Raw genomic sequence first — 19,090 nt, 5'->3', positions numbered from 1 at the left:
GGCGCTCGGACCCTACGCCGCGCCGGGCGCGACGAGCCGGTAGCCCACGCCGCGGACGGTCTCGATCAGCGCCGGCATGCGCAGCTTGGAACGCAGCGAGGCGACGTGCACCTCCAGGGTGCGGCCGGTCCCCTCCCAGCTGGTGCGCCACACCTCGCTGATGATCTGCTCGCGCCGGAAGACGACTCCGGGCCGCTGGGCGAGCAGGGCCAGCAGATCGAACTCCTTGCGGGTGAGCGGGACGGCGGAGCCGTCCACGGTGACCTGCCGGGTGGACAGCTCGATCACCACCGGCCCGAGCCGCAGCGCGTCCCCGGGGACGGGGTGCTGCCCGGTCTCCTCGCCCGGGCCGGTGCGCCGGCTGACGGCATGGATCCGGGCGAGCAGTTCACCGGTGTCGTACGGCTTGACCACGTAGTCGTCGGCGCCGAGGTTGAGCCCGTGGATGCGCGAGCGCACGTCGGAGCGCGCGGTGACCATGATCACAGGGGTCGAGGTCAGGGTGCGCAGCTTGCCGCAGACCTGGTAGCCGTCCTGGTCGGGCAGCCCGAGGTCGAGCAGGACGACGCCGAAGGGCGGCTTGTCGGGATGGCTGTCGGGCAGCACGGCGCGCAGCGCCTCCTCGCCGTTGCGGGCGTGGACGACCTGGAAGCCGTGCTTGGCGAGCACGGCGGACAGGGCGGCGGCGACGTGGTCGTCGTCCTCGACGAGGAGCAGCCTCATGGACCCGCCTCCCTTCGGTCGGTCGCGCGGCGGCGGCGGTGGGGACATTGTTGCGAAATCTCCAACAGGGAATGAACGCCGATGGCCGCGCCCCCAGTCAAGGGGCCACTTGTTGCACGGAGGTTTCCGTTACCCACCCGGTACGCTGATCATCGTCCTGTTCACGCATAGTGTCCGGTTGCAGCCATATCGTTATGCTCAATTTCCGCTCAGATGTGATGACGCTGGTCGCACTGCGTGATTAGGGTCCTCCCAACCGAGGAGGATGGAGCAAGAGGCCGATGAGCGAAGTGTCAGTGACCAAGGACGCCGAGGGAGCGCAGCCCCCGGCCGGCGACCTGGTCGTGCTGAGCAACGTGAACAAGCACTTCGGCGCGCTGCACGTGCTCCAGGACATCGACCTGACCATCACCCGCGGCGAGGTCGTCGTGGTGATCGGGCCGTCGGGTTCCGGCAAGTCCACGCTGTGCCGCACCATCAACCGCCTGGAGACGATCGACTCCGGCGAGATCACGATCGACGGCAAGCCGCTGCCCCAGGAGGGCAAGGAGCTCGCCGGCCTGCGTGCCGACGTGGGCATGGTGTTCCAGTCGTTCAACCTGTTCTCCCACAAGACCGTGCTGGAGAACGTGACGCTGGGGCAGATCAAGGTCCGCAAGGCGGACAAGAAGGCGGCCGAGACCAAGGCCCGGCAGCTGCTGGACCGGGTGGGTGTGGGAGCGCAGGCCGAGAAGTACCCGGCGCAGCTCTCCGGCGGCCAGCAGCAGCGTGTGGCGATCGCGCGGGCGCTCGCGATGGACCCCAAGGTCATGCTCTTCGACGAGCCGACGTCGGCGCTCGACCCCGAGATGATCAACGAGGTCCTCGAGGTCATGCAGCAGCTGGCCAGGGACGGGATGACAATGGTGGTCGTCACCCACGAGATGGGCTTCGCCCGCTCCGCGGCCAACCGGGTCGTCTTCATGGCCGACGGGAAGATCGTCGAAGAGGCGCAGCCCGAGGAGTTCTTCAGCAACCCGCGCAGCGACCGTGCCAAGGACTTCCTGTCGAAGATCCTTCACCACTGAGACCTGGATCCCATCCCCGATCCATCACTTCGCTCCAACTCTAGGGAAGTCATCATCATGAAGCTTCGCAAGGTCACCGCCGCCTCGGCCGCCGTGCTCGCGATCACCCTGACGGCCACCGCCTGCGGCGGCGGCGAGAAGGACAGCGACAGCGGCTCCTCCGGCGGCGGCGAGAAGATCACCATCGGCATCAAGATCGACCAGCCGGGCCTCGGCCTGAAGACCCCCGACGGCTCGTACACCGGCTTCGACGTGGACGTCGCCACGTACGTCGCCAAGGAGCTCGGCTACGACGAGAAGAACATCGAGTTCAAGGAGACGAAGAGCGCCGACCGCGAGACCGCGCTCTCCCGCGGTGACGTGGACTTCATCGCCGCCACCTACTCGATCACCGACGAGCGCAAGCAGAAGGTCGACTTCGCCGGCCCGTACCTGCTCGCCCACCAGGACCTGCTGATCCGCGCCGACGACGACGTCAAGGACGGCGAGGACCTCAACGGCAAGAAGCTCTGCTCGGTCACCGGCTCCACCTCCGCGCAGAACGTCAAGAAGGACTTCGCCCCGAAGGCCCAGCTGCAGCAGGTCGGTGGCTACTCCGAGTGCCTCGCCGCGCTGCAGAGCGGTGCCGTCGACGCCCTGACCACGGACGACTCCATCCTCGCGGGCTATGCCTCGCAGGAGCAGTACAAGGGCAAGTTCAAGCTGGCCGGTCTCAAGCTGAGCAACGAGAACTACGGCATCGGCGTGAAGAAGGGCGACCAGGAGATGGTCGACAAGATCAACGCCGCCCTGGAGAAGATGGTCCAGGACAAGTCGTGGGACAAGGCCGTCCAGGACAACTTCGGCCCGGCCAACTACCAGAACGAGCCCGCGCCGAAGATCGGCAACATCGTCCAGTGAAGTACGGCCGTACGGCGCGCCGCCCGCTGAGGGCGGCGCGCCCGGCCTTCCCCACACGCGGAAGCACGGGAGATCGTGTTCGACATTTTTGAAGGCTACGACCTGCTCGGGGCGTTCTGGATCACGGTGAAGCTCACCGTCTTCTCCGGAATCGGCGCCCTGGTCCTCGGGACCGTGCTGGCCGCGATGCGTGTCAGTCCCGTCCCGCTGATGCGCGGCTTCGCCACCGTCTACGTCAATGTGGTCCGGAACATTCCGCTGACCGTCATCATCGTCTTCTGCTCGCTCGGGCTCTCGAACATCTTCGGTGTGACCCTGGGCGCGGCGGACGACTTCGAGGAACTGGCGTTCCGGCTGGCCGTGCTCGGCCTGGCGGCCTACACCGCCGTCTTCGTCTGCGAGGCCGTGCGCTCGGGCATCAACACCGTGCCGGTGGGTCAGGCCGAGGCGGCGCGCGCGATCGGGCTGAGCTTCACCCAGGTCCTGAGGCACATCGTGCTTCCGCAGGCGTTCCGCTCCGTGATCGGCCCGCTCACCAACGTGCTGATCGCCCTCACCAAGAACACCACGGTCGCGTCGGCCATCGGCGTGGCGGAGGCGGCTCTCCTGATGAAGGAGATGATCGAGAACGAGGCGCAGCTGCTGCTGATCTCGGCGGTGTTCGCCCTCGGGTTCGTGATCCTCACCCTGCCCACCGGTCTCTTCCTCGGCTGGGTCGGCAAGCGCATGGCGGTGAAGCGATGACCTCCGTTCTCTACGACGCCCCCGGCCCCCGGGCCAAGCGGCGCAACATCTTCTACACCGTGGCCTTCGTCGTCCTGCTGGCGCTTGGCGTCTGGTGGATCTTCTCGGTCATGGGCGACAAGGGCCAGCTCGAATGGTCCCTCTGGGAGCCGTTCGTCACCGCCCAGGCGTGGACCACGTATCTGCTGCCGGGCCTCGGGAACACCCTCAAGGCGGCGGCGCTCTCGCTGGTGATCGCCCTGCCGCTGGGCGCGGTCTTCGGCATCGCCCGCATGTCCGACCACCGCTGGGTCCGGGTGCCGGCCGGCGTGATCGTCGAGTTCTTCCGCGCGATCCCGGTCCTGCTGCTGATGCTGTTCGCGAACGAGTTCTACTCGGCCTACACCGGCGTGAGCACGGACGTCCGTCCGCTGTACGCGGTCGTCACCGGTCTGGTGCTCTACAACGCCTCGGTCATCGCCGAGATCGTGCGGGCCGGCATCCTCTCGCTGCCGAAGGGGCAGTCGGAGGCGGCCAAGGCGATCGGTCTGCGCAAGGGCCAGACGATGACGAGCATCCTGCTGCCGCAGGCCGTGACCGCCATGCTGCCGGCCCTGGTCAGCCAGCTCGTCGTCATCGTCAAGGACACCACGCTCGGCGGTGCGCTGCTGGCCTTCCCCGAGCTGCTGAACGCCCGCGGGACGCTGGCCGCGAACTACGCCAACGTGATCCCGAGCTTCATCATCGTCGCGATCATCTTCATCATCCTGAACCTGATGCTCACGACCTTCGCCTCGTGGCTGGAGCGCCGTCTGCGGCGCGCCAAGCGCAGCAGCGGCGCGGTTCTCGCGGCGGACACCGCGGGTGCCGAGGAGCCGGTCGCCGAGCCCGGCGTCAAGACCGACGACGGACGCGCCACCTGACGGATCGTCCGATGTTCAGCGCCCGGGGGGCGGCAGCCGTGAGGCCGCCGCCCCCCGGGCGCACCCGGTGTCGCTTGACGCGGGCACTCGCAGTGAGTTGCATACGTTCTGTGATCGCGCACCGGGCCTCCTCCGCACCTCCCCGCCCGCCCCATGAGCCCCAGAACGCCCCGACGGACGCCGGATCCGGGGGAGCCCTCTCGTGGACCCGGTGATCGTGGTCGGGGCGGGCCCCACCGGGCTCGCCCTCGCCCTCTCCCTCGCCGCGCAGGACGTCCCCACCGTGGTGCTGGACGAGACCGGCGGCAAGGAAGAACCCCGCCCCGCACGCACCGTCGTCCTGCGCGCGGACACCGCCGCGGCGGCCGAACGGCTCGGCTGCGCCACGCTTCGTGACGAGGGCGTCCGGTGGACGGGCTGGCGTTCGATGCTGCGCCGGCAGGAGATGCGGCACCTGCCGCTCGGCGACGACGGGACACCCGCCCCGCTGCACCTCCCGCAGCACGCCCTCACGCGGGGACTGCGGGACGCGGCGGCCGGCGAACGGCTCGTCAAGCTGGTGACCGACAGCCGGCTCGACACCCTGGAGCAGGACCGTACCGGCGTCACCGTCCACACCCGCGGGCCGTCGGGGACGTGGTGGCGGGGCAGCCATCTCGTCGGCTGCGACGGCGCGCGGTCCACGGTCCGCAAGCTGCTCGGCATCCGCTTCCCCGGCCGCACCGCGGTGGAACGCCACGCGGTCGCCGCGCTGCGCACCGAACTGCCGTGGCCCGGCGAGGCGTTGCTGCACCGGCGGCCGCCGTGGCTGCCCGGCACGGAGGAGGTCACGGCCCGGCCCCTGGCGGACGGGGTGTGGCGTCTGGACTGGCTGCTGCCGCCCCGGGGCGAGCTGGTGACCCCGGAGAGCCTGGTCGCCCGCGTGCGCGACACCCTCGCCGGCTGGTGCGGTGAGACACCCGCGTACGAGCTGCTGGACACCGGGGTGCACACCATCCACCACCGGCTGGCGCGGCGCTGGCGGGTGGACCGGACGTTCCTCGCCGGTGACGCCGCGCACCTGCTGGGCGCACTCGGCACCCAGGGGGTGGACGAGGGGCTGCGCGACGTCGGGAACCTGGCGTGGAAGCTGGCGCACGCCTGGCACCGCGACGCCTCGCCCACCCTGCTCGACAGCTACCAGGAAGAGCGGCGCGCGGCGGTGGCCGCGCGGCTGCGGGCGGCCGACCAGTCGCTGCCGATACTGCGCAGCGGCGGCGGACTGCGCACCTACCTGCCCGGGGCGGCACGGGGGCACGACGCCATGCTCACCGACGGCCACCTCGGCCACGGGCCGCTGGGCGCCCCGCCCGTCTACACCCACTCCCCCCTCGCACCGGAGCCGACGGCGACCCGCACACCCGTGGGCACACAGGCCGGGGCACCGGTGCACGACGTCCGGGTGACGGCGCCGGACGGCACGACCGGGACGCTCCGCGACCGGCTGGGCCGGGGGCTGCTCGTCGTCCTGGTCGCCCCCGGCACGGGGGTGTGGGACCGGCGTCACTGGGTCGGGGCGGGGGTGATGCCGCGGCTGGTGACGGCGGTGGACGGGCTGCCCGTGCCCGCCGAGCTCCTGGTGACCGAGGCGTATCCGGGCGCGTCCGCGCACACCGTGCTGCTGGTCCGGCCCGACGGGCACCTGGTGGCCGCGTTCGCCGGGGTCCGGCCGGACGAACTCCACGCGGCCGCGGACACCGTGCGCGGCGGATCCCCGGCACAGGCCCGGACCGCACGGACCGCGGACGTCGATTGACCGGGGAAGATCCTCGTGGTGTACTCCGGAGCGTGACCGACACCTATACGCGCCTGTGGCGGAGGGTCCATATGGACCTCGTCCGCTACGCGGGCTGCGTGTGTCGCCCGTCCTGCTGACTCGCCTTTCCCGCGCCACGGCCCGCAGTGCCGTCGCGCCTCCCGCGAACCTCAGGACGGTCTTGCATGTCCCAGTCTGCCCAGCCTCTTTCCGTGCCGTCGGCGCCCGCCGAATCCGCCGCCGACGGCGCCGGGTCCCGCTCGTCGGGCCCCGGCGCGGCCGAACTCCTCGACTTCGTCCGGCGTGCCGCCGCCGACAGGGAACTGATCGCCTCGCTCCCCCGTGATCCCGACGGGCGCACCTGGCTGCGGCTCGAAGGCCCGCAGGGCAGCGAGGCATGGCTGATCGGCTGGCCTCCGGGCACGGGCACCGGCTGGCACGACCACGCCGAATCGCTCGGCGCGTTCGCCACCGCGGAGGGCGAGCTGACCGAGTACTCGCTCGCCGTCCGGCTGCCGTCGAGCGGCTGGCGCAGCCTGGAACTGCACGAGGGCGTGGACCGGGAGCGCAGGCTGCCCGGCGGGAGCGCCCGCGCCTTCGGCGCCCACCATGTGCACGAGGTGCTCAACGCCTCGGCCACCGAGCACGCCGTATCCGTCCACGCGTACTATCCGCCGCTGCCGCTGATGCGGCGGTTCAGCCGGTCCGGCGCGGTGCTGCGGCTGGAGCAGGTGGAACGCCCGGAGGACTGGCAGTGAGCGGGCGGACCGGAATCGACGGCCTGCTGGAGACGGTGCGGAAGGGCTTCGAGCGCATCGGGCCCCGGGAGGCGTACGAGGCCGGCGACGACGGCGCGCTGCTGGTGGACATCCGCTACCAGGCGCTGCGGGAACGCGACGGGCTGATCCCGGGGGCCCTCGTGGTGGAACGGAACGAGCTGGAGTGGCGGCTCGACCCGTCGGGCAGCCACCGCCTCCCGGAGGTCACGGATCCGGGCCTGCGTGTCGTGGTGATCTGCAACGAGGGGTACGCCTCCTCCCTGGCAGCGGAGTCGCTGCACCGTCTCGGGCTGCACCGGGCGACGGACCTGACGGGCGGCTTCCAGGCCTGGCGCGCGGCGGGCCTGCCGGTCGCCCCCTGGACTCCGGAGACGGGCGCCCCCGCGGCACCGGCGATCCTCCGCGAGCACTCCGCCCCGCCCACCGGCGGCCCGCCGGGGCGGGACTGACGGCCGCCACGCACCGGAGCCGATTGCGGGGGACCGGCAGCGGGCGGAACTCCGCCGGGCAGGTCCGACGGGCTCGCCGGCGCCGGTGCCGTCGTACCCGGGCCCGAGGGGCGGCGGGCCGCCCGCCGACCGAGCGGGTCTCCGGACCCGCCGGTCCCTCCCCGCCGCACCCGCACGGCCCGCCGATCAGCCGGGCCGCCCGGCTCACTCGCGGTCCCGGGCCCCGGCCCCATGGCGCCGGCTGTACCGGCCCGCGGGGACCGCAACGGGGGCCGACGCCGGGCACGCTCCCTGCTTCCTGCTTCCTGCTTCCTGCTTCCTGCTTCCTGCTTCCTGCTCACGAACAGCCCGGAGCCGGCTCCGGGTCACCCCGGTGCCGCGGGCCGCCCGCCGCGCTGCACCGCGTCGCCGGTCAGAAGCCGCTCTCCTCCACGTCGTCCACGTCCTCCCCCTCCTCCTCCAGAGCACGCCGCACCACGCGCAGGGACATGCCCTCCGGGTATCCCTTGCGGGCCAGCATCCCCGCGAGGCGCCGCATCCGGCGGTCCCGGTCGAGGCCCCGGGTGGAACGCAGCTTGCGCGCCACCAGCTCCCGGGCCGTCTCCTCCTCCTGGTCGGAGTCGAGCCGGCCCACGGCCTCGTCGATCAGGGAGGCGTCGACTCCCTTGGTGCGCAGCTCGCGTGCCAGCGCCCGCCGCGCGAGACCGCGCCCGTGGTGGCGGGACTCGACCCACGCGCCGGCGAAGGCGGCGTCGTCGATCAGGCCGACGTCCTCGAAGCGGGAGAGGACCTCCTCCGCGACCTCCGGAGGGATCTCCCTCTTGTGGAGGGCGTCGGCCAGCTGCTTGCGGGTGCGGGGGGTCCCGGTGAGCAGGCGCAGGCAGATCGCCCGCGCCCGCTCAGCCGGATCCTGCGGCGGCAGCGCCGTCCCGGCCCTCGACGGGTCGGCGCCGTCGCCCGGCCATTCTGTACGCCGGGCCATGGATCAGGCCTTGGCCGCCGCCGTCTTGGCCGTCTTCGCCTTGGTCGCGGGCGCCGGCACGGACTTGGCCGCGTCGTCCGCCGCGGCCGTGGCAGCCGGGTCGGTTCCGGGCTCGGACGAGGCGGCCTCCGGCCGCACGCCCACCCCGAGCTTGTCCTTGATCTTCTTCTCGATCTCGTCGGCGAGGTCGGGGTTGTCCTTGAGGAAGTTGCGGGCGTTCTCCTTGCCCTGGCCGAGCTGGTCGCCCTCGTACGTGTACCAGGCACCGGCCTTGCGGACGAAGCCGTGCTCCACGCCCATGTCGATCAGGCCGCCCTCACGGCTGATGCCCTGGCCGTAGAGGATGTCGAACTCGGCCTGCTTGAAGGGCGGGGCGACCTTGTTCTTCACGACCTTGCAGCGGGTGCGGTTGCCGACCGCCTCGGTGCCGTCCTTCAGGGTCTCGATGCGGCGGATGTCGATGCGCACCGAGGCGTAGAACTTGAGCGCGCGGCCACCGGTCGTGGTCTCCGGCGAGCCGAACATCACACCGATCTTCTCGCGGAGCTGGTTGATGAAGATCGCGGTGGTCTTCGACTGGTTGAGCGCGCTGGTGATCTTGCGGAGCGCCTGGCTCATCAGACGGGCCTGGAGACCGACGTGGGAGTCGCCCATCTCGCCCTCGATCTCCGCCCGGGGCACGAGCGCCGCCACGGAGTCGATGACGATGAGGTCGAGGGCGCCGGAGCGGACCAGCATGTCCACGATCTCGAGCGCCTGCTCGCCGTTGTCGGGCTGGGAGAGGATGAGGTTGTCGATGTCGACGCCGAGCTTCTTGGCGTACTCCGGGTCGAGCGCGTGCTCGGCGTCCACGAAGGCCACCTGGCCGCCGGCACGCTGGGCGTTGGCGACGGCGTGCAGGGTCAGCGTCGTCTTGCCGGAGGACTCCGGGCCGTAGATCTCCACCACGCGGCCGCGGGGCAGGCCGCCGACGCCGAGGGCGACGTCGAGAGCGGTCGACCCGGTGGGGATGACCTCGATGGGCTCGTTCGGCCGCTCGCCGAGGCGCATGACGGCGCCCTTGCCGAATTGCCGTTCAATCTGTGCGAGCGCGGCGTCGAGCGCCTTCTCGCGGTCGGTTCCTGCCATGGGTTCCACCCGATTTGCTTGAGTCGATCGCTTCACGTCAAAGACGCTAACCCCTGCCACTGACAACGGGCCCCGACGTCCCTCCGGCCTGTGGACAACTCATGGCCGCACCGGGGTTCCAGGCGGCGCCTCGCGGGCCGGAATTCCATAAGAATGGATGTTCGATTTTCGTGTCAAGCGCACCACGCGGGGGCCGAGCCGCCCGCCGGAGCGGCCGTCCGGCGGCCGGCGGCGGCCGCTCCGGCGGGCCCGGTCAGGTGCCGCCGGCCCCGCGCCCGCCGCGCCGCTCCGCCAGCGCCCGCCGCACCCGCGCCACGGCCCGGCCGCCGGTGTGCCTGCGGTGCCCGTGGACCCGCGGGTCGTCGGTGACGTCGTACCGCCGCACATAGGCCCCCAGGAACGCCTGCAGCGTCGCCACCGCGGGAATCGCGATCAGGGCGCCGACGGCCCCGAGCAGGGCGGTGCCCGCGACCACGGAACCGAAGGCGACCGCCGGATGGATGTCCACGGTCTTCGAGGTCAGCTTCGGCTGGAGCATGTAGTTCTCGAACTGCTGGTAGATCACCACGAAGACCAGCACCCACAGCGCGTACCAGGGGTCCACGGTGAACGCGATCAGCATCGGGAGCGCACCCGCGAGATAGGTGCCGATCGTCGGGATGAACTGCGACACGAGCCCCACCCAGACCGCGAGCGCCGGGGCGTACGGCACGCCCAGCACCTCCAGCAGCACGAAGTGGGCCACCCCGGAGATCAGCGCCATCAGTCCGCGGGAGTACAGGTATCCGCCGGTCTTGTCGACGGCGATCTCCCACGCGCGCAGCACCTCGGCCTGCCGGGCCGGCGGCAGGACCGAGCACAGCGTCCGGCGCAGCCGGGGACCGTCCGCCGCGAAGTAGAACGAGAACAGGAAGATCGTCAGCAGCTTGAAGAGGCCCCCGAGCACCTGGGCCGAGACGTCGAGCACGCCCGTCGCGCTGTTCTGCACGTACCTCCGCAGCCAGTCGGAGCGCAGCAGGCTGTCCTGGACCTCGACGCGCGAGAGTTCGGTGCGGAACGTGCTGTTGACCCAGCGGATCACCGAGTCCAGATAGGCGGGGAAGTCCTCGACCATCTCCACGATCTGCCCGGCGAGCATCGAGCCCAGCAGCACCACGAAGCCGACCCCGGCCACCAGCACGGCGAAGAAGACCAGGGCGGTGGCGAGGCCCCTGCGCATCCCGCGGGCGGCCATCCGGCCGACCGCGGGCTCCACGGCGAGGGCGAGGAAGAACGCGATCAGGATGTTGATCAGCAGCCCGATGAGCTGGTGGAACGCCCAACTGCCCAGCTGGAAGCAGGCGTACAGGGCCAGCGCGAGCACCATGGCGCGCGGCAGCCAGCGCGGCATCCCGCCCCGCCCGCCGGCGGCGCCGGGCGGCGGCTGCTGCGGCGGGGCTGCCGCGGCAGCCCCGGCCGCGTCCGCCGGCTGCGCCCGACTGGCGCCCAGCGACACGCTTCCCGTGTTCACCGGCTCGCCGCCGGCGCGCCGGGGCGACGCGTCCCCCGCGTCGCGTGCGGAGGTGCCATCGGGGTCCTGGGGGGTGTCCTGGGGGGTGCTGTCGGTCCGGTCCACCGGCCAAGTGTCGCCCACGCCGGTGGCCGCGGTACGTCCGACGGGTGACTCAGCGCTTGTCGGCGGGGATGTCCATGGCCGAGCAGACCGCCCGCCACACGTCCTTCGTCTCCCATCCGGCGTCGAGCGCCTGACGGACCGTACGGCCGCCCAGTTCCGTCATCACGTGGTCGCGCGCGAAGGAGTCCGCGTAGGCAGGGCCGAAGTGGTCGGCCATCCGTTCCCAGAAAATCGTCAACCGCATGACCCCAGTATCCCGCCCCCGAGGGTGCTGACCCGTTCGGCGGACTTGCCGAAAGCCCTTTCCGCCCTACGGTCTGTCCATGGCTGGAACCGGAGTATCCACCGAGGCGCCGACCGCGTCCTCCCTCGCCCGCGCCGAGCACTTCGTCTGGCTGACCGCCCGCGTCCTCGAACAGCGGCGGTTCGCCTACCACTTCCTGGGCGGCGCGGCCGACCCCGTCGAAACCGCGCTGTTCGCCTACCTCAACGACGACGGCGGCTTCGGGCACGCCCTCGAACCCGATCTCCGGGGCCCGGTCAGCCAGCCCCTGCACACCGCGCACGCCCTGCGGGTGCTGGACTCGATCGGGCGCTGCGGCGGCATGCGCGTGGAGCGGATGTGCCGCTACCTCACGGAGGTCTCCACCGCCGACGGCGCGCTGCCCGCGGTCCACCCCTCGCTGCGGGGCTACCCCCATGCCCCGTTCCTGCCCGTGGTCGACGCACCCCGCAGCGACCTGCTGGCCACCGGCCCCGTCGTCGGGCTGCTCCACCGCAACCAGGTGTGGCACGCGTGGCTGTTCCGGGCCACCGACTTCTGCTGGGCCGCCGTCGACGCCCTGGAGACCTCCCACCCCTACGAGGTGGAGGCGGCGATGGCCTTCCTGGACAGCGCGCCCGACCGGCCGCGCGCCCGGGCGGCGGCGGACCGGCTGGGCCGGCTGGTCAGGGAGCAGCGCCTGGTCGTTCTCGACCCGGCCCGCGCCGGCGATCTGCCCGTCGCACCCGGGTACGCGCCCGGCGAACACCACTTCCCGTACCACTACGCCCCGGTCCCGGGCTCGCTCGCCCGGCTCTGGTTCACCGACGAGGAGATGGACCTGGCGCTCGACCACCTCGCCGCGCAGCAGCAGGCGGACGGGGGCTGGCCGCTCACCTGGCGCGCCTGGGCCCCCGGCACGGCCCTGGAGTCGAGGCCCGTCCTGACGATCGAGGCGCTGCGCACCCTCCAGGCGTACGGCCGCTCCCCGGCCTGACGCGGCCCGGGGGCGGCCGGCGGGTGCTCAGCCCCCGAGGGCCCGGACCCCCGCGGTCACCGCCACCGCCGCGCCGACGACGACGAGGAACGGAGCGCGCAGCAGCAGGGCGAGGGCGGCGGCCGCGAGCCCGGCCGCACGGGCGTCGAGGACGAGGGTCTGGCCGGTGCTGAAGGTCTGCTGCGCGGTGAGGGCGGCCAGCAGGGCCACGGGAAGCAGGGCGGCGAGGCGCCGCACGAGCGGCCGCTCCAGGGCGTGCGCCGGGACCAGCAGACCGGCGTACTTCACCAGGTAGCAGCCGACGGCGGTGGCGATGATCGCGATCCAGACGTTCAACGGTCCTGTCCCTTCGTACGCTCCGTTGCCGGCCCCGCGGCCGGTGTACCGCCGTCCCCGCCCAGCGAGCGGCCCTTCAGCCACAGCACCGCGGGCGCGGCGAGCGCCGCCACCAGCACCGGCACACCGGCCGGCAGCACCGGCAGCAGCCCGAGACCGAGCACCACGGCGAGACCGGCGGCCGCCCGCTCGGTCGCGGTGCGCAGCATCGGCGCGAGCAGGGCGAGGAAGACCGCGGGGCCGGCGGCGTCCAGCCCCCAGGCGTCCGTGTCGCCGATCGCCTCGGCGCCGAGCGCGCCGAGCAGCGTGGTCAGGTTCCAGAGCACGTAGAGGGTCAGCCCCGTGACGGTGAAGCCGATCCGCACCTGGCGGCGGGTGGGCTGGGCGAGCGCGACGGCGGTGGTCTCGTCGATCACCCAGTGCGCCGCGAGCGGTCGCAGCCAGCGGGGCAGGGCGAGCAGTTGTGACAGACGCAGTCCGTAGAACGCGTTGCGGATGCCGAGGAAGAACGCCCCGGCGGCCGCGGCGAACGGGTTCCCGCCCGCGGCGATCGCTCCGACCAGGGCGAACTGCGAGGCGCCGGTGAAGACGAGCAGGCTGAGGACGCAGGTCTGGAGGAGCGTGAGGCCGGCGCCGGCGGAGGTCACACCAAAGGCGAAGCCGGAGAGGCCGACGGCGATGCCGACGCCGAGGGCGTCGCGCACCACGGCGGAGTCCGGCTTGCCGGTCCGGGGCCCGGCGGCCGGCGCCGGTCCGGCGGCCGGCTGGGGAGGAGCTGTCTGTTCTGCCACGTCCGCGACCTTAGAGGCGCCCCTGACCTCAGGTCTTGTACGTTCTTGCGCGCTCACGGCGGTAGGCGCCGGGCGGCACCCCGACGATCCGGGTGAAGTGCCGGTTCAGATGGGGCTGGTCGGTGAAGCCCACCGCGACCGCCGCCTCCGCCGGTGTCGACCCCGCGTCCAGCAGCCGCCGGGCCCGGCGCACCCGGGCGTCGGTCAGCCAGGTGTGCGGCGGCAGACCGTACGCCGCCTTGAAGGCCCGCAGCAGCGCGAAGGGGCCCGCCCCGAGCTCCTGCGCGAGCTCCTCCAGGGAGGGCGGATCGGCCATCCGGGCCTCCAGCACCTGCCGTGCGCGTTCCGCCGTGGCGGCCCCCGGCGCGGGGGCGGTGCGCGCGGGCAGCGAGCTGCCGTGCCGGCGCAGCAGGCGGGCCACCGTGATGCGCAGCACGCTGTCCGCGGCCAGGGCGTTGCCCTCCTCCGCTGCGCGGTGCACCTCGTGCACCAGGCGGGCGGTGTCCTCGTCCTCGACGATGGTCTCGGCGAAGCCGGCCGTGCCGCGCAGCGTGGTGGTCTCGGCGGCTATGGAGGCGACCAGCTCGGACGACGGGTACAGGGTCGAGTAGACCCACCCCTCGGGGACACCGGCCTTCGCCGAATGAGGCACCTCGGGGTTGATCATGACGACGGTGCCCGGCCGGGCGCGGATGGTCCCGTTCGGCATGACCACGTCCTCGATGCCCTGGCGGACCGCGCCGAGCACGAAGCCCTCATGGGTGTGCCGGGTGAAGGAGTGGCGGACGTAGCGGGCGCGCAGCAGGTCGAGGCCGGGCACGCCCGGGTACTGCCAGTGCCGTGCCCACTCGTCCTTCCGGTCCGGTGCCGCGTCCGTGTCCATACCGCCATTCTGCGCCCGCCCACCGCACGGCCGGGCGGTTCGTCCGCCTCCTGGACACCCGCTGTCGGTGCCCGGGTGCACGATGGGGGGCATGGCCAGGACTGCGCTCGACTCCTTCTCCCCCGCGACCCGTGGCTGGTTCACGGGGGCCTTCAGGGCGCCCACCGCGGCGCAGGAGGGCGCCTGGCAGGCCATCGGCGAGGGCGCCGACGTGCTGGTGGTCGCGCCGACCGGGTCGGGCAAGACGCTCGCGGCGTTCCTGGCCGCCCTCGACCGGCTCACCTCCGTGCCCCCGCCCGCCGACCCCAAGCAGCGCTGCCGTGTGCTGTACGTGTCCCCGCTGAAGGCACTCGCGGTCGACGTGGAGCGGAACCTGCGCAGCCCGCTGACCGGCATCAGGCAGGAGTCCGTCCGCCTGGGGCAGCCCGAGCCCGAGGTCCGGGTCGGCATCCGGTCCGGCGACACCCCGCCCGCGGAGCGGCGCGCCCTGGTGACCCGCCCTCCGGACATCCTGATCACCACGCCCGAGTCCCTCTTCCTGATGCTGACGTCGGCGGCGCGGGACGCCCTGTCCGGCGTCGAGACGGTCATCCTCGACGAGGTGCACGCCGTCGCGGGCACCAAGCGGGGCGCGCACCTCGCCCTGTCCCTGGAGCGCCTCGACGAGCTGCTGCCCCGCCCGGCGCGCAGGATCGGCCTCTCGGCGACGGTGCGGCCGGTGGACGAGGTCGCCCGCTTCCTGTCGCCGCAGCGCCGGGTGGAGATCGTCCAGCCGCCGTCGGGCAAGGAGTTCGACCTGTCGGTGGTGGTCCCCGTCGAGGACCTGGGCGAGCTGGGCGGCTCCCCCGCGTCAAACGCCTCCGACGGCCCGGCGGGCGAGCGCCCGTCGATCTGGCCGCATGTGGAGGAGCGCATCGCCGACCTCGTCCAGGCGCACCGCTCCACGATCGTGTTCGCGAACTCCCGGCGTCTCGCGGAGCGCCTGTGCAACCGGCTCAACGAGATCGCCTACGAGCGGGCCACCGGCGCGCCCATGCCCGAGGACGCCCCGCCGGCCGAGATCATGGCGCAGTCGGGCGCCGCCAAGGGCGCGCCGTCGCTGCTGGCCAGGGCGCACCACGGCTCGGTCTCCAAGGAGCAGCGCGCCCTCGTCGAGGAGGACCTCAAGGCGGGCCGGCTGCCTGCCGTCGTGGCCACCTCCAGCCTGGAGCTGGGCATCGACATGGGCGCCGTGGACCTCGTCGTGCAGGTGGAGTCGCCGCCCTCGGTCGCCTCCGGCCTCCAGCGGGTCGGCCGCGCCGGACACCAGGTCGGCGCGGTGTCCACGGGGGTCGTCTTCCCCAAGTACCGCGGCGACCTGGTGCAGGCGGCCGTGGTGACGGAGCGGATGCGGACGGGATCCATCGAGTCGCTGCGCGTCCCGGGCAATCCGCTGGACGTCCTGGCGCAGCAGCTGGTCGCCATGGTCTCCCTGGACACCTGGCAGGTGGACGACCTGCTGGCCCTGGTGCGCCGGGCGGCCCCGTTCGCCTCGCTGCCCGAGTCGGCGTTCACCGCCGTCCTCGACATGCTCGCGGGCCGGTACCCCTCGGACGCCTTCGCCGAGCTGCGCCCCCGCGTGGTGTGGGACCGCGTCGCGGGCACGGTCACCGGCCGCCCTGGGGCCCAGCGGCTGGCCGTGACCTCCGGCGGCACCATCCCCGACCGCGGCCTGTTCGGCGTCTTCCTCGCGGGCGCCGACCCGAAGAAGGGCGGCGGCCGCGTCGGCGAACTGGACGAGGAGATGGTGTACGAGTCCCGGGTGGGCGACGTCTTCACCCTGGGCACCACCTCGTGGCGCATCGAGGACATCACCCGCGACCGGGTCCTGGTCTCCCCCGCGCCCGGTGTGCCGGGCCGGCTGCCGTTCTGGAAGGGCGACCAGCTGGGCCGGCCGCTGGAGCTCGGCCGGGCCGTCGGCGCGTTCCTCCGCGAGGTCGGCGGCCTGTCGGAGGAGGACGCCCGGCTGAGACTGCTGGCCGCCGGGCTCGACGCCTGGGCCGCCGACAACGTCCTCGCCTACCTCGACGAACAGCGCCGGGCCTGCGGCCACGTGCCCGACGACCGCACCATCGTGGTGGAGCGCTTCCGCGACGAGCTGGGCGACTGGCGGGTGGTGATCCACTCCCCGTTCGGGGCGCAGGTGCACGCGCCGTGGGCGCTGGCCCTGGGAGCCCGGCTCACCGAGCGGTACGGCATGGACGCCCAGGTGATGCACGCCGACGACGGCATCGTGCTCCGGCTGCCCGACGCCGACCTCATGGGCCTCGACCTGCTCGACCAGGATCCGGTCCACGACACATCCGCCCACGGCGGCGACCAGCCGCCGGTCTCCGCCGCCGACACGGTCTTCGAGAAGGGCGAGGTCGCCCAGGTCGTGACCGACCAGGTCGGCGGCTCGGCGCTGTTCGCGTCCCGCTTCCGCGAGTGCGCGGCCCGGGCCCTGCTGCTGCCGCGCCGCAACCCCGGCAAGCGCACCCCGCTGTGGCAGCAGCGCCAGCGCGCCTCGCAACTGCTGCAGGTGGCGAGCGAGTTCGGTTCGTTCCCGATCGTGCTGGAGGCGGTCCGCGAATGCCTCCAGGACGTCTTCGACGTTCCCGGTCTGACCGAGCTCATGGGCGACATCGAGTCCCGCCGCGTCCGGCTGGTCGAGATCACCACCCCCGAGCCGTCCCCCTTCGCACGCTCGCTGCTCTTCGGCTACGTGGCCCAGTTCCTCTACGAGGGGGACTCGCCGCTCGCCGAGCGCCGGGCCGCCGCCCTGTCTCTCGACTCCCGGCTCCTGGCCGAACTGCTCGGTCAGGCCGAGCTGCGCGAGCTCCTCGACGCGGACGTCCTCACGGAGCTGGAGAACGAGCTCCAGTGGCGCACCGAGGACCGGCGGGTGAAGGACGCGGAGGGCGTGGCGGACCTGCTGCGCGTCCTCGGGCCTCTCACCGGCGCCGAGATCGCCGAGCGCGGCGGGGAGGAGGCCTGGGCCGAGGAGCTGTCCGGGGCACGCCGGGCGATCCGGGTCCGGATCGCGGGCGCGGACCACTGGGCGGCCGTCGAGGACGCGGGGCGGCTGCGGGACGCCCTCGGCACGGCCCTGCCCGTCGGCGTGCCCGAGGCCTTCACCGAGCCGGTGAGGGATCCGCTCGGTGATCTGCTGGCCCGCTTCGCCCGCACCCACGGCCCCTTCACGTCGTCCCGGGCGGCGGCCCGCTTCGGCCTCGGCCCCGCGGTCACCGAGGGGGCGCTCCAGCGGCTCGCCGCCTCGGGACGGGTGGTCCAGGGCGAGTTCCATCCGTCGGGCATCGGGCAGGAATGGTGCGACGCCGCCGTCCTGCGCAGGCTGCGCCGCCGTTCCCTGGCCGCCCTGCGCCACGAGCTGGAGCCGGTGGCGCCCGCCGCGCTCGCCTCGTTCCTGCCCCAGTGGCAGCACATGGGCGGCAACCGGCTGCGCGGCATCGACGGACTGGCGCGTGCGATCGAGCAGCTCCAGGGCGCGGCCGTGCCGGCCTCGGCCCTGGAGAAGCTGGTGCTGCCGTCCCGTGTCTCCCACTACGGCCCCACCCTGCTCGACGAACTGACCACCACCGGAGAGGTGCTGTGGGCGGGCGCGGGTGCGCTGCCCGGCAAGGACGGATGGGTCTCGCTGTATCTCTCGGACGCCGCGCCCCTGCTGCTGCCCGCCCCGCACCCGCTGGAACTGACGGCCCTGCACGAGTCCGTCCTCGGCGCCCTCTCCGGCGGGTACGGCCTCTTCTTCCGGCAGATCGCCGACCAGGTCCGCGCGACGACCCATCCGGACGCCTCCGATCCGCAGCTGGCCGACGCCCTGTGGGACCTGGCCTGGTCGGGCCGGCTCACCAACGACACCCTGGCACCCCTGCGGGCGCTGCTCGGATCGGGCCGCACGGCGGGCTCGACGGCCCACCGCGCCCGGCACACCGTCCCCCGCGGCCGGTACGGCTCCCTCTCCGCGGCCGCCCGCACCGCCTCCCGCACGGGGCCGCCGACCGTCAGCGGGCGCTGGTCGCTGCTGCCGGCGGCGGAGCCCGAGCCCACCCACCGCGCGCACGCCCTGGCCCGGACCCTGCTGGACCGGCACGGCGTCGTCACCCGGGGCGCCGTGGGCGCCGAGGGCGTGGAAGGCGGCTTCTCCGCCGTGTACCGGATCCTGTCGGCCTTCGAGGACAGCGGCCAGGCCCGCCGGGGATACGTGGTCGAAGGGCTGGGCGCGGCGCAGTTCGCGATGGACGGCGCCGTGGACCGGCTGCGGGCAGCGGCCACCGCCCGGGACCGGGAGGAGGGCCGTGCCGCTCCCCGCGCCGTCGTCCTGGCGGCCGCCGACCCCGCCAACGCCTACGGCGCCGCACTGCCGTGGCCCGAGCCGCCGGAGGGAGCCGGCCACAAGCCGGGCCGCAAGGCGGGGTCGCTGGTCGTGCTCGTCGACGGCGAGCTGACGCTGTACATGGAGCGCGGCGGCAAGTCCCTGCTCGCCTGGGCCCCGGACCCGGACGCCCCCGCCCTGCGCGCCGCCGCGGAGGCCCTGGCCGCCGCGGCCGGGGAGGGTGCGCTCGGCACGGTGACCGTGGAGCGGACGAACGGCACACCCGCGCTGACGTCCCCGATCGGGCGGGCCCTGGAGGGCGCGGGATTCCACGCCACGCCGCGGGGGTTGCGGCTGCGGCCCTGAGCGGTGTGCCCGCGGGG

The 19,090-nt window shown here is 73.2% G+C and carries 18 protein-coding genes; 10 read left to right on the top strand and 8 right to left on the bottom strand.

The annotated features are described in order from the left end of the window. Window positions 1-12 precede the first annotated feature (12 nt). Complete coding sequence (locus IAG43_RS23845; protein ID WP_187742732.1) at window positions 13-723, bottom strand: response regulator transcription factor; 711 nt, start codon at window positions 721-723, stop codon at window positions 13-15. A gap of 281 nt (window positions 724-1,004) precedes the next feature. On the opposite strand from IAG43_RS23845, the gene IAG43_RS23840 reads away from it, so the two are divergent. The 8 genes from IAG43_RS23840 to IAG43_RS23810 all read left to right on the top strand — a co-directional run bounded on the left by IAG43_RS23840 (window position 1,005) and on the right by IAG43_RS23810 (window position 7,359). Further along, entirely contained in the window at window positions 1,005-1,790 is a 786-nt protein-coding gene (locus tag IAG43_RS23840) for an amino acid ABC transporter ATP-binding protein (protein ID WP_187742731.1), read from the top strand. Window positions 1,791-1,847: 57 nt separating this feature from the next. Further along, on the top strand, window positions 1,848-2,690 hold the full coding sequence (locus IAG43_RS23835) for a glutamate ABC transporter substrate-binding protein (RefSeq protein WP_187742730.1): 843 nt from the start codon (window positions 1,848-1,850) through the stop codon (window positions 2,688-2,690). A gap of 75 nt (window positions 2,691-2,765) precedes the next feature. Beyond that, complete coding sequence (locus IAG43_RS23830; protein WP_187742729.1) at window positions 2,766-3,434, top strand: amino acid ABC transporter permease; 669 nt, start codon at window positions 2,766-2,768, stop codon at window positions 3,432-3,434. After that, entirely contained in the window at window positions 3,431-4,336 is a 906-nt protein-coding gene (locus IAG43_RS23825) for an amino acid ABC transporter permease (protein WP_187742728.1), read from the top strand. The genes IAG43_RS23830 and IAG43_RS23825 overlap by 4 nt, the downstream gene beginning before the upstream one ends. A gap of 202 nt (window positions 4,337-4,538) precedes the next feature. Beyond that, the gene (locus IAG43_RS23820) at window positions 4,539-6,131 is read left to right on the top strand and encodes an FAD-dependent monooxygenase (protein WP_187742727.1); all 1,593 of its coding nucleotides are present in this window, start codon (window positions 4,539-4,541) and stop codon (window positions 6,129-6,131) included. Between the two features lie 32 nt (window positions 6,132-6,163). Continuing rightward, window positions 6,164-6,250, top strand: a complete 87-nt coding sequence (locus IAG43_RS35135; RefSeq protein WP_343075705.1) for a putative leader peptide — start codon at window positions 6,164-6,166, stop codon at window positions 6,248-6,250. Window positions 6,251-6,316: 66 nt separating this feature from the next. Next, complete coding sequence (locus IAG43_RS23815; RefSeq protein ID WP_187742726.1) at window positions 6,317-6,889, top strand: cupin domain-containing protein; 573 nt, start codon at window positions 6,317-6,319, stop codon at window positions 6,887-6,889. Then, a complete protein-coding gene (locus tag IAG43_RS23810; RefSeq protein ID WP_187742725.1) occupies window positions 6,886-7,359 on the top strand; it encodes a rhodanese-like domain-containing protein in 474 nt (157 codons plus the stop codon). Before IAG43_RS23815 ends, IAG43_RS23810 begins: the two co-directional genes overlap by 4 nt. A gap of 412 nt (window positions 7,360-7,771) precedes the next feature. Here IAG43_RS23810 and recX read toward each other — a convergent pair whose 3' ends face one another. The 4 genes from recX to IAG43_RS23790 form a co-directional block, all read right to left on the bottom strand. After that, window positions 7,772-8,341: a recombination regulator RecX gene (gene recX / locus IAG43_RS23805; RefSeq protein WP_187742724.1), complete on the bottom strand. Its 570-nt coding sequence runs from the start codon at window positions 8,339-8,341 to the stop codon at window positions 7,772-7,774. Window positions 8,342-8,344: 3 nt separating this feature from the next. Beyond that, window positions 8,345-9,469, bottom strand: coding sequence for a recombinase RecA (gene recA, locus IAG43_RS23800; protein WP_187742723.1), 1,125 nt, complete (start codon window positions 9,467-9,469; stop codon window positions 8,345-8,347). Window positions 9,470-9,722: 253 nt separating this feature from the next. Continuing rightward, a complete protein-coding gene (locus tag IAG43_RS23795) occupies window positions 9,723-10,859 on the bottom strand; it encodes an AI-2E family transporter (protein ID WP_187744607.1) in 1,137 nt (378 codons plus the stop codon). 274 nt (window positions 10,860-11,133) lie between these two features. After that, window positions 11,134-11,328, bottom strand: a complete 195-nt coding sequence (locus IAG43_RS23790) for a DUF3046 domain-containing protein (RefSeq protein ID WP_187742722.1) — start codon at window positions 11,326-11,328, stop codon at window positions 11,134-11,136. 79 nt (window positions 11,329-11,407) lie between these two features. On the opposite strand from IAG43_RS23790, the gene IAG43_RS23785 reads away from it, so the two are divergent. Beyond that, window positions 11,408-12,343: a hypothetical protein gene (locus tag IAG43_RS23785; protein ID WP_187742721.1), complete on the top strand. Its 936-nt coding sequence runs from the start codon at window positions 11,408-11,410 to the stop codon at window positions 12,341-12,343. A gap of 27 nt (window positions 12,344-12,370) precedes the next feature. Here IAG43_RS23785 and IAG43_RS23780 read toward each other — a convergent pair whose 3' ends face one another. Genes IAG43_RS23780 through IAG43_RS23770 form a run of 3 tightly spaced genes read right to left on the bottom strand, consistent with a single transcriptional unit; the run spans window position 12,371 to window position 14,353 of the window. Further along, window positions 12,371-12,679 carry an AzlD domain-containing protein gene (locus IAG43_RS23780; RefSeq protein ID WP_187742720.1) on the bottom strand — a complete coding sequence of 103 codons (309 nt, stop codon included), beginning with the start codon at window positions 12,677-12,679 and terminating at the stop codon, window positions 12,371-12,373. Next, window positions 12,676-13,470, bottom strand: coding sequence for an AzlC family ABC transporter permease (locus IAG43_RS23775; RefSeq protein ID WP_187742719.1), 795 nt, complete (start codon window positions 13,468-13,470; stop codon window positions 12,676-12,678). The genes IAG43_RS23780 and IAG43_RS23775 overlap by 4 nt, the downstream gene beginning before the upstream one ends. A 28-nt stretch (window positions 13,471-13,498) precedes the next feature. Beyond that, window positions 13,499-14,353, bottom strand: coding sequence for an AraC family transcriptional regulator (locus tag IAG43_RS23770; protein ID WP_187742718.1), 855 nt, complete (start codon window positions 14,351-14,353; stop codon window positions 13,499-13,501). Between the two features lie 91 nt (window positions 14,354-14,444). Here IAG43_RS23770 and IAG43_RS23765 point away from each other — a divergent pair, with 91 nt between their 5' ends. Next, complete coding sequence (locus IAG43_RS23765) at window positions 14,445-19,073, top strand: ATP-dependent helicase (protein WP_187742717.1); 4,629 nt, start codon at window positions 14,445-14,447, stop codon at window positions 19,071-19,073. The last annotated feature ends 17 nt before the right edge of the window (window positions 19,074-19,090 follow it).

Source organism: Streptomyces genisteinicus (assembly GCF_014489615.1).
Classification (GTDB): Bacteria; Actinomycetota; Actinomycetes; order Streptomycetales; family Streptomycetaceae; genus Streptomyces; species Streptomyces genisteinicus.
The sequence above is the reverse complement of the archived record's forward strand: the minus strand, read 5'-3'. Positions and strand labels throughout refer to the sequence as shown.